This window comes from Vibrio sp. Vb0304 (assembly GCF_033338995.1).
Lineage (GTDB): Bacteria > Pseudomonadota > Gammaproteobacteria > Enterobacterales > Vibrionaceae > Vibrio > Vibrio alginolyticus.
The window spans coordinates 12740-26395 of record NZ_JAWOTT010000008.1 but is presented as its reverse complement, the minus strand read 5'-3'; the positions used below and the strand labels follow the sequence as shown (position 1 = coordinate 26395).

Sequence of the window (13656 nt, the reverse complement as noted above, 5' to 3'; positions counted from 1 at the left end):
TCGCTCATACGCTCGGAAAACCGAGCCACTTTAGAGGTTTATATATAATGCAAGTTACTGTTGAAACGCTAGAGGGCCTAGAGCGCCGTCTAAACATTACTGTTCCAGCTGCAAACATCGAAGACGCTGTAACAGCTGAACTACGCAACATCGCTAAAAACCGTCGTTTCGATGGTTTCCGTAAGGGTAAAGTGCCTCTAAAAATGGTTGCTAAGATGTACGGCAAAGCAGTACGTCAAGACGTTCTTGGTGAAGTAATGCAACGCCACTTCATCGAAGCTATCGTTAAAGAGAAAATCAACCCAGCTGGCGCTCCAACTTTCGCTCCTGTAGAGAACAAAGAAGGTTCAGACCTAGTTTTCACTGCAACTTTTGAAGTTTACCCAGAAGTTGAGCTTAAAGGCCTAGAGAGCATCACTGTTGAAAAACCACTAACAGAAGTTAAAGATGCAGACGTAGAAGAGATGATCGATACTCTACGTAAGCAACAAGCAACTTGGGTTGAAGTTGAAGAAGCAGCAGAAGATGGCAAACGCGTAAGCATCGACTTCGTTGGTTCTATCGACGGTGAAGAGTTCGAAGGTGGTAAAGCTGAGAACTTCCCTCTAGAAATGGGTGCTGGTCGCATGATCCCTGGTTTCGAAGACGGTATCGCAGGTAAAACTGCTGGTATGGAATTCGACATCGACGTGACTTTCCCAGAAGATTACCACGCTGAAAACCTAAAAGGTAAAGCAGCTAAGTTCGCAATCAAAGTGAACAAAGTTGAAGCTCGTGAACTACCAGAACTAAACGACGAGTTCGTTGCTAAGTTCGGTGTTGTTGAAGGTGGTGTTGAAGCACTTAAAGCTGAAGTTCGTAAGAACATGGAACGCGAACTTAAGCAAGCTGTTAAGAACCGCATCAAAGAGCAAGCGATTGACGGTCTAGTTGAGCAAAACGACATCAACGTACCATCAGCGCTTATCGAGCAAGAAATCCAAGTTCTACGTCAACAAGCTGCACAACGCTTCGGTGGTAACCCAGAAGCTGCTGCTCAGCTTCCACGTGAACTGTTCGAAGAACAAGCTAAACGTCGCGTAGTTGTTGGTCTTCTACTAGGTGAAGTAATCAAATCTGAAGAGCTAAAAGCGGACGACGAGAAAGTTAAAGCTCTAATCGAAGAAATGGCTACTGCATACGAAGATCCATCAGAAGTTATTGCTTACTACGAGCAAAACGAAGAAATGATGAACAACATGCGCAACGTAGCTCTAGAAGAGCAAGCAATCGACGCGATCATCGCTAAAGCACAGGTTTCTGAGAAAGAAGTAGGCTTCAACGAGCTACTTAACCAACAACAACCTGCTGCTTAATAAGCAATATCTTGCGTAGAAGGTTGACTTAACGTTAACTATTCTGCTAACAATGGTCCGTATGATAGTCATCATCCGGGCCATTTATTTTAGGGACATAAGAATATGAGCTACCAAGAAAAAAATGCAATGTCGCCAATTATGGACGCGCTAGTACCAATGGTGGTTGAACAAACTTCCCGAGGCGAACGCTCTTACGACATCTACTCACGTCTGCTTAAAGAGCGCGTGATTTTTTTAACGGGTCAAGTGGAAGACCACATGGCAAACCTTGTCGTGGCTCAGCTACTTTTCCTAGAATCTGAAAATCCAGATAAAGATATTTTCTTATACATCAACTCTCCAGGCGGCAGCGTAACAGCAGGTATGTCTATTTACGATACCATGCAGTTCATTAAGCCAAATGTGAGCACAGTATGTATGGGTCAAGCATGTTCAATGGGTGCCTTCCTGCTTGCAGGTGGTGCGCCAGGTAAGCGTTACGTACTGCCTAACTCTCGTGTAATGATCCACCAACCATTGGGTGGTTTCCAGGGTCAAGCTTCTGATATCCAAATCCATGCTCAGGAAATCCTGACGATTAAACAGAAGCTAAACAAGTTGTTAGCAGAACATACAGGCCAACCTCTTGAAGTCATTGAGCGCGATACTGATCGTGATAACTTCATGTCATCAGAGCAGGCTGTGGAATACGGTATCGTGGATGCAGTGTTAAGCCACCGTGGCGAGTAATTAGCCAGCGCATTTTGGCAAAAATTGATATACACTCATTCATGAAGAGTAAAGGCTAAGAGGTTAGCGAATGACAGATAAAAGCAAAGAAAGTGGCAGCGGTAAATTGCTGTACTGTTCTTTCTGCGGCAAAAGTCAGCACGAAGTTCGCAAGCTAATCGCAGGTCCGTCAGTGTACATTTGCGACGAGTGTGTCGACTTATGTAACGATATTATTCGCGAAGAAATCAAGGATGTTCTCCCTAAGAAAGAATCTGAAGCGTTACCAACGCCAAAACAGATCCGTGAACACCTTGATGACTATGTGATCGGGCAAGATTACGCGAAAAAAGTGCTCGCAGTTGCGGTATATAACCACTACAAGCGTTTACGCAATGGTGATACAACGAGCGAAGGTGTGGAGCTTGGTAAGAGTAACATCCTTCTAATTGGTCCTACAGGTAGCGGTAAAACACTACTTGCGGAGACATTAGCTCGATTCTTGGATGTGCCATTTACAATGGCAGACGCGACGACACTAACCGAAGCCGGTTACGTAGGTGAAGACGTTGAAAACATCATCCAAAAGCTTCTGCAAAAATGTGATTACGATGTAGCTAAAGCGGAACGCGGCATCGTTTACATTGATGAAATTGATAAGATTTCACGCAAAGCTGAAAACCCATCTATTACGCGTGACGTATCTGGTGAAGGTGTTCAGCAGGCGCTACTAAAACTTATCGAAGGTACGGTTGCATCGGTTCCACCTCAAGGTGGTCGTAAGCATCCTCAGCAAGAATTCCTACAAGTGGATACATCTAAGATCCTGTTCATCTGTGGTGGTGCTTTTGCTGGCTTAGACAAAGTGATTGAGCAGCGTGTTGCAACAGGTACAGGTATTGGTTTTGGTGCTGAAGTTCGTTCGAAGAATGAATCGAAGACGGTAGGTGAGCTATTTACTCAAGTTGAACCTGAAGATTTAGTGAAGTACGGCCTCATTCCAGAATTCATTGGTCGTCTACCTGTAACAACAACACTGACTGAGCTTGATGAAGAAGCGTTGATTCAGATCCTATGTGAACCGAAGAACGCACTGACCAAGCAATATGCAGCATTGTTTGAGCTGGAAAACGCTGAACTTGAATTCCGTGAAGATGCGCTGCGCGCTATCGCGAAAAAAGCAATGGAGCGTAAAACAGGTGCTCGTGGCTTACGCTCGATTCTTGAAGGCGTGCTACTTGAAACCATGTACGAATTACCATCTGCAACAGACGTTAGTAAAGTCGTGATTGATGAGTCCGTCATTAATGGCGAGTCAGAGCCACTGCTTATTTACAGTAACGCAGACAATCAGGCAGCTGGAGCAGAGTAAATTCAGCCATAATGAAAAAGGAGGTAAGTAATTACCTCCTTTTTTTATTTCTCTTATTGAATCCAAACAATTAGCCCCCATATACTGCCTTAAGTAATACGTTAAACGTGAAAGCGGAAGAGAGAATTATATGAACTTGGAACGTTCCGAGCGTATCGAGATCCCGGTACTACCTCTACGTGACGTAGTGGTCTACCCACACATGGTTATTCCATTGTTTGTTGGTCGTGAGAAATCGATTAGCTGTCTAGAAACGGCGATGGAAACCAACAAACAAGTTCTTCTTGTGGCACAAAAGCAAGCGGATACTGACGAGCCTACGGTTGACGACCTATTTGACGTAGGTACGGTAGCCACCATTCTCCAGCTCTTGAAGCTTCCGGATGGCACAGTAAAAGTATTGGTCGAAGGCCAGCAGCGAGCAAAAATCAATCACTTTAAAGAGAGTGACTTCTTCCTAGCAGAAGCTGAATTTGTTGTTACGCCAGAATTGGATGAGCGTGAGCAAGAAGTGATTGTTCGCAGCGCGATTAATCAGTTTGAAGGGTTCATTAAGCTAAACAAGAAGATTCCACCAGAAGTGCTAACGTCACTTAATGGTATCGACGAAGCCGCACGCTTAGCGGATACCATTGCGGCTCATATGCCGTTAAAGTTGGTGGATAAGCAGCAAGTGCTTGAAATTGTTGACGTCACTGAGCGTCTGGAATTCCTGATGGGCCAGATGGAATCAGAGATCGACTTGCTGCAAGTTGAAAAACGAATTCGTGGTCGCGTTAAAAAGCAAATGGAAAAATCTCAGCGTGAGTATTATCTGAATGAGCAAATGAAAGCGATTCAGAAAGAACTTGGTGAGATGGAAGACGCACCAGACGAGTTCGAAACGCTACAGAAGAAGATTGACGAATCAAAAATGCCTCAAGAGGCACGTGAAAAGACAGAGCAAGAGCTGCAAAAGCTTAAGATGATGTCTCCAATGTCTGCTGAAGCAACAGTGGTTCGTAGCTACATCGATTGGATGGTCAGCGTTCCTTGGGCTAAGCGCTCAAAAGTTAAGAAAAACTTAGCGAAAGCAGAAGAGGTTCTTAATGAAGATCACTACGGTCTAGAACGCGTCAAAGAACGTATCCTTGAATACCTGGCGGTTCAAAACCGTATCAACAAGCTAAAAGGTCCTATCCTTTGTCTTGTTGGTCCTCCTGGTGTAGGTAAAACGTCTCTTGGTCGTTCAATTGCTTCAGCTACAGGCCGTAAGTATGTTCGTATGGCGTTGGGTGGTGTGCGTGATGAAGCGGAAATTCGTGGTCACCGTCGTACTTACATCGGCTCATTACCAGGCAAATTGATCCAGAAGATGTCGAAGGTTGGTGTGAAGAACCCGCTGTTCTTATTGGACGAAATCGACAAAATGTCTTCCGATATGCGTGGTGATCCGGCATCGGCTCTACTAGAAGTACTTGATCCTGAACAGAATAACTCGTTCAACGATCACTACCTAGAAGTGGATTACGATCTCTCTGACGTTATGTTTGTTGCGACATCGAACTCGATGAACATCCCGGGTCCATTGTTAGACCGTATGGAAGTTATTCGTTTATCTGGTTACACCGAAGACGAGAAGCTGAACATTGCAAAACGTCACCTTGTTGATAAACAAGTGAAGCGTAATGGCTTGAAAGCGGATGAGATCGTCATTGAAGATTCTGCGATTATTGGCATCATTCGTTACTACACGCGTGAAGCGGGTGTCCGTAACTTAGAGCGTGAGATTTCTAAGATCTGCCGTAAAGCGGTGAAGAACATCTTGCTGGATAAGGACATCAAGTCAGTAACGGTAACGATGGACAACCTAAAAGAGTACTTAGGTGTTCAACGTTTCGATTACGGTAAAGCGGATGAAAGTAACCGAATTGGTCAAGTAACTGGCCTAGCTTGGACCGAAGTGGGTGGCGATCTATTAACGATTGAAACTCAATCAATGCCAGGTAAAGGTAAGCTGACACAAACGGGTTCTCTTGGTGATGTGATGCAAGAGTCTATCCAAGCAGCAATGACAGTGGTTCGCTCTCGTGCAGAAAAGCTAGGTATCAATACTGACTTCTACGAGAAGAAAGATATTCACGTACACGTCCCGGAAGGCGCGACACCAAAAGATGGCCCAAGTGCGGGTACAGCAATGTGTACAGCATTGGTTTCTTCTCTAACAGGCAACCCTGTGAAAGCAGAAGTAGCGATGACGGGTGAAATCACACTGCGTGGTGAGGTTCTACCTATCGGCGGCCTAAAAGAGAAGTTACTTGCGGCACACCGTGGTGGCATTAAGACAGTGCTAATTCCAAAAGATAACGAGCGTGATTTGGAAGAGATTCCTGATAATGTTATCGCGGATCTGGAAGTTATCCCTGTACAGTGGATTGATGAAGTACTGAAAGTCGCACTAGAGCGAGACCCGACGGGCGTTGAGTTTGAGTCTCAAAAATAGTGATGTGTAGCAAAAATAAGTAAAAGTTTACGCTGATAAGCCCAAAAAGGCTTGTCAGCGTTTTTTTTGGGCGCTAAGTTAGTTTCGATAGCTGCCAGCCCTTGATGAATAAGGGGTGGAGCATATTTTCTTAACAATGGAACGAAAGTCATCACAAAAATAATCACAGATGACACAAAGGGGAAATTACAGTGAATAAAACTCAGTTAGTAGAACAAATCGCAGAAAATGCAGATATTTCTAAAGCGTCAGCGGGTCGTGCTCTAGATGCATTCATCGAAGCAGTAAGCGGAACTCTTCAATCTGGTGATCAAGTCGCTCTAGTTGGCTTTGGTACATTCAGCGTTCGTACTCGTGCTGCACGTACTGGTCGTAACCCAAAAACTGGTGAAGAAATCCAAATCGCAGAAGCAAAAGTACCAGCTTTCAAAGCTGGTAAAGCACTGAAAGACGCTTGTAACTAATCACGGCGTTATTTCTGTAACCGGCCATTTGCTTAACTTTTGCTCAAACAATAAGTTTCGAACAAAAATTTACAAACTTCGAGCCGAACTTTCTTAAATTATGCGCATCATACTGATGCGCATTTCTTTTTCTGATATTATTGCGCCATTATTTCTATTAGATAGAAGCAGTAGGCTTCAATTGTGGAGAGCAGTTAAATTATGATGGATCGACTACGCGAAGGCGTGAATAGCATCGCGGTCAAAATTATCCTTGGACTTATCATCCTGTCTTTCGTATTTGCAGGTGTAGGTAGCTACATCGTTGGTGGTAGCAACAACTCTGCAGCGAAAGTCGGTAACACTGAGATTCCTCGTGGTGAGTTCGAGATGGCATACCAAAATGAGCGTAACCGTATGCAAGCTCAGTTGGGTGACTACTTCTCTCAAATGCTGGCTGACCCTGCATATGTTGAATCTTTCCGCAAATCCGTTTTAGATCGAATGATCAATGACGTGTTGCTTGACCAACAAGCTGAAGCTTTGGGTCTGCGAATCAGCGACACTCAAGTGCGTAGCATGATTCTAGACATGCCTCAGTTCCAATCTAATGGTCAGTTTGATCAAGAGATCTATCAAGCTTCTTTGCGTCGTGCAGGCTTTTCGCCAGACTCTTTTGCTGAGTACATGCGTCGTGAATTGGTTCGTGAGCAACTGCTGAATGCGCTACAAAACAGTGAATTTATTCTGCCGGGTGAAGTACAAGCAGAAGGCAAGCTGTTCACTCAAACTCGTGATATTCGCACGATTCAGATCGACTTAGCGGAGTTTGCGAAAAATATTGAATTGACCGACGAAGAAATTCAAGAGTACTACAAAGCAAACCCAGACAACTTTACACGCCCAGAGCAGGTTAAAGTCTCTTACATCGAACTGTCAGCTGAAGCGCTAAAGGAACAAGTTAATGTTTCTGATGCTGAGGTGAAAAAGTACTACGACGAGCACTTAAACAAATACTCTTCAGAAGAGCAACGACGTGTCGCTCACATTCTTGTAGAAGGGGACGATGAAGCAAAAGCGCAAGCTATCCTAGATGAGCTAAACGCGGGTGCAGATTTTGCGACGCTTGCTCAAGAGAAATCTGACGATTTTGGCAGCGCTGAAAACGGTGGTGACCTAGGTTGGATTGAGCGTGATGTGATGGACCCTGCTTTTGAAGAAGCGGCATTCGCACTGAAGAATCCTGGCGATACGTCGGGTCTAGTAAAGTCGGACTTTGGCTATCACATTATCAAGCTTGAAGAGCTAAAAGATTCTGTGGCGAAGCCATTTGAAGAAGTCGCTGCTGAAATCAAACAAGAGATGGTCGACCAACAAGCGATCGATCAATTCTACGAGTTGCAAAATGAGCTTGAGCGCGTAGCGTTTGAATACCCAGACTCATTGTATGATGCTTCTCAAGCGGTTAACCAAGAAGTGAAGACAACGGACTTTATTTCTCAGGTTGATGCACCTGAAGTGCTTCGTAGCCCTGCTGTAATGCAAGCTATCCTAAGTCCTGAAGTTAAAGAAGATGGCCTAAACTCTGAAGCTATCGAAGTTGCGCCTGAGCATATTATCGTTGTTCGTGTTGAAGATGCGCGTGACGAGACAGTTCTTCCACTAGAAGAAGTGAAAGATCAGGTTGTTGCAGAGCTATCTCGTGTTAAAGGTGAGCAAGAAGCGATGGAGCTTGGAACACAAGTCGTTGCGGCATTGAAAGAAGGTAAGACGAACGTGCTTGCTGAAAACAATCTTGCCTTTGGTGAACAAGAGACAGTAGATCGTCGTTCTCCGTTGGCAACAACGGTATTCGCGATGGCAAAACCAGTCGATGGTAAACCAGTATACGGTCAGTCTAAAGATCTTGAAGGTAACATCATTATCATCGAGCTTGATGCTGTAAACGCAGAGCTAGATAGTGAGTTAGAAGATCAAGTTGCGATGCAAATGCAGCGTGCATCTTCTCAGCAAGACTTATCATCTGTACTAGCCGTACTGCGTGCAAATACTGACATTGAGTACTTTGTTGTGAGCAACTAAGCACAATTAGTGTAATTTGTATGTTGAATAAAACGGACCGCATAAGCGGTCCGTTTTATTTTTGTCTTTATGAACTTCAATCATCAATAGGCATTACTTAAATTAGTGCGCGTTTAAGTGATAGCGGCCGTTGTGAATTCCGGGTCATCTCAGTTTGTTAAATGCATAACCATATTGCTTTCATTGCAAACTTGATAGTGACTCGCTCTCGATGACTGTTTTTAGCCTACTATTTTGGAGATTGTATGTTCAATATGAAATGGATTTTGACATTGTGCTTATTTGTTTTTGCACCTTTTAGCATGGCTGCGGATTCAGCCACTGACAAATATGAAGGAATTGAAATTACTGTAAATATCAACACGGCCACTGCTGAAGAAATTGCGACCATGTTGAAAGGTATAGGTGAGAAGAAAGCGCAGAGTATAGTGGACTACCGCGAGGAACATGGCCCTTTTAAAACGGCAGCAGATTTGAAGAGCGTAAAAGGCATTGGTGAAGCGACAGTTAAGAAAAACGAAGACCGCATTTTACTGTAGCTTGATGTATTGCAGATATTGAGTCTGAATTCAGAACAATATCTGCTTCCCTATTACTGCTTTCCCGAACCAGCCCCTCTTTCGTGGTTCGGGATTTTTTATCCGAATAAACGACGGCGAAGGCCTTTTTCCAGTAAAGCCATCACTAACCCACCGAGTGCGCCAAACATATGAGCATCAATAGCAACGTTTGCACCGATAAGTTCAGCAGTACTGCTTGATGGGCCATAGACCTGCTCCCATGCTACTTTGGCAATTAGCCCTCCGACTAACAACACACTGCTTCTTCTGCTTTCAAAGACTTCTCTGAGCGCCCAAAATCCAAACAATCCGTGTAATACGCCGGATAAACCCACGTATACCGACATGTTGGTAAACAAATTCAACGCACCAACACATGCACATAAGATTGAAAAAACGATAAGGAAGTTACGAGTGCTTGGACGAAAAATAAAAGTAATGATCCACAATCCGGCGAGGTTCATTCCTAAGTGCGCAAAGTTGGTATGTGTGAGATTTCCTGTTACGATTCGCCACCATTCACCATGGCGTATATTGTAGCTGTGCCACTCGGTTAGGCTGGCCATTGGTTCAAATTGAAGTATCAAACAGATCACGCTGATAATACTCAGCAAGGTATAAAGGTTCACTCTATGTCTCGTTATTGTTCTCGTTGTGGAAAATCGCAAAAAGCGTGTATTTGCCAATGGATTGTACCGCTGGCAAGCGAGGTAGAACTTATCATTCTTCAGCACACGAGTGAAGAACATCGTCCGCTTGGTACGGCACGGATTCTCAATTTGAGTTTAGATAACTGTATTTGTTTGATAGGAGAGGACTTTTCTTGTGATGATGCCTTAAATCACTTATTAGCGGATGAGTCATATCAACATTTTGTTCTTTACCCATCAGAAGAGTCACGATGCATTTCTGAAATCACTCAAGCGAGTCATAGTGTATCTAAGAAAATACGTTTGATTTTGCTCGATGGTACGTGGAAAAAAGCGTACAAAATGTGGCAACTCTCAAGCAACTTACATCCACTCCCAACCGTGCAGTTGCCTAAGCAACTACAAGGGCACTACACCATTCGTAAGGCGCCCTCTGAGAATAGCTTATCGACAGTCGAGGCTGGTTATCATTCGCTTCGCTTGCTTGAACCCGAGCGAGACTTTACACCGCTGATGCGTGCCTTTGAAAATATGATCGAATTCCAAATCGCCCAGATGCCTCCGGGCGTTTTTGAAAAGAATTACTTGAAAGGTTGAGTGTTACTAAAGAACGATGGAAGAGAAAAGTTGGCGGTGTAGCTTTTGCGCGTGACCATCGGTCATTGCAGAAATATAATCGGCGATGACCCTCATCTTATTGCTCTCGCTCTTCGCCTGACACCACAGATCTTTTGTATGAACGGGTAGTAATCGCTCTGGGTCTGCTGTTAACGCTTCAAAAATATCCATAATAATTTGCTGACCCTTATACTCAACGATCTGGACCTGCGGGACTTGGATAACGAAGGTGCTGACAAAGTGCTTGAGTACGTCAAGTGCACGTGCCATCTGTGGTTCTAAACACGCATTCCAAGACAGTAACGGGTTATTAAACGGCTCATCCACCGTTTTGATTGAAATGCTGGTCAGTAGCGCGTTAACCATACCACCGATGGCATCTTTCCGCTCATGGTGCTTACCGCTAAATAGCATCTGTCCGATGGAATCGATATGAGCTTCAAACCACGGGTCGCCACAGTCCGCTAATTGACTTGCTGCGCCTTCTTGCCATTGCTGACGTGTCACCATACCAAGTACGATTGCATCTTCTAAATCATGAACACCGTAGGCGATATCATCTGCTAGCTCCATGATTGAGCAATCGAGTGATTTAAAACGTGTTTTACTGTGCTCAAACTCCGATTCTGGCGTTGAACGCATCAGACTAAGCAATGCCTTGTCGTTGTCAGAAAGCGGTGCAATTACCCAATAAAATAAGTCTTTATCACAATCATAAATGCCTTTAGCTGGGCTCCAATCTTTTGCTTTTAGTTTACGTTGATGCTCGGCTGGTTGAGGCAACTTGACGGAGCGTGTTTGACTAATGAGGGCTGGGTACTTAATCAAACCAAGCAGTGTGCGGCGTGATAAATTCATTCCGAAATGCTCGGTATAAGGCTCTAACTTAGTGACGATACGAAAGGTTTGGGCGTTCCCCTCGAAGCCGCCATGTTCGCGCATTACGTAGTTTAGAGCGACTTCTCCCCCATGACCGTATGGAGGATGCCCGATGTCGTGCGCCAAACATAATGAATCAATTAAGCTGTCTGATGGTAATAGATCACGGAACTCTGGCTGTTTTTTCTTTAACTGGGCGACGATACCTGTCCCTAGTTGCGACGCTTCTAAGGAGTGTGTTAACCGACTGCGGTGAAAGTCTTCCAAGCTATTGCCGTGTACTTGGGTTTTTGCTTGTAGGCGTCGAAATGCAGCCGAGTGAAGAATGCGCGCTCGGTCTCGTTGGTACGGGCTCCGATGGTCGTCTCGACGGATTTTATGCTCATCATCATGGCGCTCTTGCCATTGCGGGTGTAATTCAAACGACACGATTATCTCCGTAAGCTAACTGATTTCATCTAACGATAATTCGAAACTTGGGGCAAAGGTATCGAGAAAGTAATCCATTTCAGGCGTTCTGCGTTCTTGCAAAGTGACGTCTAAGCGTTTTTTTGCCAGAGCGAACTCATGGTTGCCGGCGCTTAGTTCTTCAAGACATTTTAAATAGGCACAGATGGAATCGGCTTGCTTAACGATTTTTGCGTCCTCTTCGTGTGCAGAGTGAGAAAGAAGATAGGGGGCAAAATCATCGTGGAACTCTTCCGGTAACATTGAGAGTAATTTTTGTTCCGCTGCCGATTCTATCTTCTTATATTCTTTGGCAATTTCAGGGTTGTAATACTTCACTGGAGTTGGAAGATCACCCGTTAATACTTCACTGGAATCATGGTACATGGCAAGAATAGCGATGCGTTCTGGATTAAGGTTGCCGCCGAACTTTTTGTTTTTAATTAGGGCAAGGGCATGAGCGACAAAAGCAACTTGTAAGCTATGCTCTGAAACGTTTTCTGGTGAGACGGACCGCATTAAAGGCCAGCGTTGGATCAGCTTCATTCGAGCCAGGTGGGCGAAAAAATGGCTTTCTTTCATGGCTTTCTCCGTTTCTGGTGTAAAAAAGGAACTCACTAGGAGTTCCTCTAAGCATATGAGAGATCAGCACTAATTACTACCAGTGATTCATTACTGGCTGTAGGTTGATAGGAATCTTTCAAAACGTCCAATAGCGATTTCTAGATCTTCAACGTGCGGTAGTGTCACGATGCGGAAGTGGTCTGGTTTTGGCCAGTTAAAACCGGAACCTTGCACCAGTAAGACCTTCTCTTGTTTTAAGAAATCTAAAACCATCTGCTGATCGTTCTTGATGTTGTACATTTTAGTGTCGATTTTCGGGAAGAGGTACATCGCACCCTTAGGTTTGACACAAGAAACACCAGGAATCTGATTGATCAGTTCATACGCTCGGTTGCGCTGCTCTAATAAGCGTCCGCCTGGTAAAATCAGTTCATTGATACTCTGGTATCCACCTAACGCGGTTTGAATGGCATGTTGCATTGGTACGTTTGCACATAAACGCATCGATGAAAGCAGCTCCAAGCCATTCACGTACCCTTGAGCCAGATGTTTAGGCCCCGTTAGGAACATCCAGCCACCACGGAAACCACAAACACGGTAGGCTTTTGAAAGGCCATTGAATGTCATGACTAGCACGTCTTCAGTGAGTGTGGCGACTGAGGTATGTGTTGCACCGTCGTACAACACTTTGTCGTAGATCTCATCTGCGAAAATGATCAGTTTGTGCTGGCGTGCGATCTCAATCACTTCAAGTAGGAAGTCACGGCTGTATACCGCACCTGTCGGGTTGTTCGGGTTGATCAGAACAATGCCACGTGTCTTTGGTGTGATTTTCTTTTTGATGTCTTCAAGGTCTGGGTACCAGTCAGCCTCTTCATCACATAGATAATGAACCGGCTTACCACCAGATAGTGCAACTGAAGCTGTCCATAACGGATAGTCTGGTGCTGGGATCAGCATTTCGTCGCCATTGTTTAATAGCGCTTGCATGGCCATTACGATCAACTCAGACACGCCGTTACCTACATACACATCTTCGACATCTAGCGAGCGTATACCTTTACGCTGATAGTGTTGGACCACAGCTTTACGAGCAGAGTAAATACCTTTGGAATCACAATAGCCTTGAGAAGTCGGCAGATTACGAATCACGTCGACTAAAATCTCATCAGGGGCGTCAAAACCAAATGGGGCAGGGTTACCAATGTTTAGCTTTAGGATTTTATGCCCTTCTTCCTCCATGCGCTTAGCATGTTTGAGTACAGGACCCCTAATGTCGTAGCAGACATTGTCGAGTTTTGACGACATCCCGATATTTTGCATTGTTTAATTCCTAAAAATTCGTTAATTTCTTTATTAAAATACAATAATTTGTTTTTTATTAGAATATATATCTGTAAATAATCTGTCTGCTGGTTAAGTTTTGCTCGCTTGCTATCACAGGATTTCGCAAAAGATCGCATACGACCTTGATTTGCTTTGGGTCTAAACTT

The 13656-nt window shown here is 44.4% G+C and carries 12 protein-coding genes; 8 read left to right on the top strand and 4 right to left on the bottom strand.

What is annotated here, in order from left to right; translation table 11 throughout:
• Window positions 1-47 precede the first annotated feature (47 nt).
• From tig to R7P35_RS12095, 7 genes are all read left to right on the top strand, one after another.
• Window positions 48-1355 (top strand): trigger factor, encoded by a 1308-nt coding sequence (gene tig, locus R7P35_RS12125; protein ID WP_005382251.1) that lies wholly within the window; start codon window positions 48-50, stop codon window positions 1353-1355.
• Between the two features lie 105 nt (window positions 1356-1460).
• Window positions 1461-2087 (top strand): ATP-dependent Clp endopeptidase proteolytic subunit ClpP, encoded by a 627-nt coding sequence (gene clpP / locus R7P35_RS12120; protein WP_005382347.1) that lies wholly within the window; start codon window positions 1461-1463, stop codon window positions 2085-2087.
• A 70-nt stretch (window positions 2088-2157) separates the two neighbouring features.
• Entirely contained in the window at window positions 2158-3438 is a 1281-nt protein-coding gene (gene clpX / locus R7P35_RS12115; protein WP_005382345.1) for an ATP-dependent protease ATP-binding subunit ClpX, read from the top strand.
• Between the two features lie 130 nt (window positions 3439-3568).
• Window positions 3569-5920: an endopeptidase La gene (gene lon, locus R7P35_RS12110; protein WP_005382343.1), complete on the top strand. Its 2352-nt coding sequence runs from the start codon at window positions 3569-3571 to the stop codon at window positions 5918-5920.
• 191 nt (window positions 5921-6111) lie between these two features.
• Entirely contained in the window at window positions 6112-6384 is a 273-nt protein-coding gene (locus R7P35_RS12105) for an HU family DNA-binding protein (protein WP_005382341.1), read from the top strand.
• 201 nt (window positions 6385-6585) lie between these two features.
• Window positions 6586-8445, top strand: coding sequence for a peptidylprolyl isomerase (gene ppiD / locus R7P35_RS12100; RefSeq protein ID WP_005382334.1), 1860 nt, complete (start codon window positions 6586-6588; stop codon window positions 8443-8445).
• Between the two features lie 254 nt (window positions 8446-8699).
• Window positions 8700-8984 carry a ComEA family DNA-binding protein gene (locus R7P35_RS12095; protein WP_031777211.1) on the top strand — a complete coding sequence of 95 codons (285 nt, stop codon included), beginning with the start codon at window positions 8700-8702 and terminating at the stop codon, window positions 8982-8984.
• Window positions 8985-9082: 98 nt separating this feature from the next.
• On the opposite strand, the gene rrtA is transcribed toward R7P35_RS12095, so the two are convergent.
• A complete protein-coding gene (gene rrtA, locus R7P35_RS12090; RefSeq protein ID WP_005382331.1) occupies window positions 9083-9634 on the bottom strand; it encodes a rhombosortase in 552 nt (183 codons plus the stop codon).
• Window positions 9635-9637: 3 nt separating this feature from the next.
• Here rrtA and R7P35_RS12085 point away from each other — a divergent pair, with 3 nt between their 5' ends.
• Window positions 9638-10252, top strand: a complete 615-nt coding sequence (locus tag R7P35_RS12085) for a tRNA-uridine aminocarboxypropyltransferase (protein ID WP_104975974.1) — start codon at window positions 9638-9640, stop codon at window positions 10250-10252.
• Window positions 10253-10258: 6 nt separating this feature from the next.
• Here R7P35_RS12085 and R7P35_RS12080 read toward each other — a convergent pair whose 3' ends face one another.
• From R7P35_RS12080 to R7P35_RS12070, 3 genes are all read right to left on the bottom strand, one after another.
• Window positions 10259-11581, bottom strand: coding sequence for an anti-phage deoxyguanosine triphosphatase (locus R7P35_RS12080; RefSeq protein WP_213904753.1), 1323 nt, complete (start codon window positions 11579-11581; stop codon window positions 10259-10261).
• Window positions 11582-11596: 15 nt separating this feature from the next.
• Window positions 11597-12181 (bottom strand): 5'-deoxynucleotidase, encoded by a 585-nt coding sequence (yfbR, locus tag R7P35_RS12075; RefSeq protein ID WP_213904752.1) that lies wholly within the window; start codon window positions 12179-12181, stop codon window positions 11597-11599.
• 90 nt (window positions 12182-12271) lie between these two features.
• Window positions 12272-13486 carry a pyridoxal phosphate-dependent aminotransferase gene (locus R7P35_RS12070; RefSeq protein ID WP_005384283.1) on the bottom strand — a complete coding sequence of 405 codons (1215 nt, stop codon included), beginning with the start codon at window positions 13484-13486 and terminating at the stop codon, window positions 12272-12274.
• Between the last annotated feature and the right edge of the window lie 170 nt (window positions 13487-13656).

Coding starts and splice junctions, on each gene's coding strand:
- clpX (WP_005382345.1), top strand. CDS start 2,158: ATGACAGATAAAAGCAAAGAAAGTGGCAGCGGTAAATTGCTGTACTGT.
- clpP (WP_005382347.1), top strand. CDS start 1,461: ATGAGCTACCAAGAAAAAAATGCAATGTCGCCAATTATGGACGCGCTA.
- R7P35_RS12085 (WP_104975974.1), top strand. CDS start 9,638: ATGTCTCGTTATTGTTCTCGTTGTGGAAAATCGCAAAAAGCGTGTATT.
- ppiD (WP_005382334.1), top strand. CDS start 6,586: ATGATGGATCGACTACGCGAAGGCGTGAATAGCATCGCGGTCAAAATT.
- tig (WP_005382251.1), top strand. CDS start 48: ATGCAAGTTACTGTTGAAACGCTAGAGGGCCTAGAGCGCCGTCTAAAC.
- yfbR (WP_213904752.1), bottom strand. CDS start 12,181: ATGAAAGAAAGCCATTTTTTCGCCCACCTGGCTCGAATGAAGCTGATC.
- lon (WP_005382343.1), top strand. CDS start 3,569: ATGAACTTGGAACGTTCCGAGCGTATCGAGATCCCGGTACTACCTCTA.
- R7P35_RS12095 (WP_031777211.1), top strand. CDS start 8,700: ATGAAATGGATTTTGACATTGTGCTTATTTGTTTTTGCACCTTTTAGC.
- R7P35_RS12070 (WP_005384283.1), bottom strand. CDS start 13,486: ATGCAAAATATCGGGATGTCGTCAAAACTCGACAATGTCTGCTACGAC.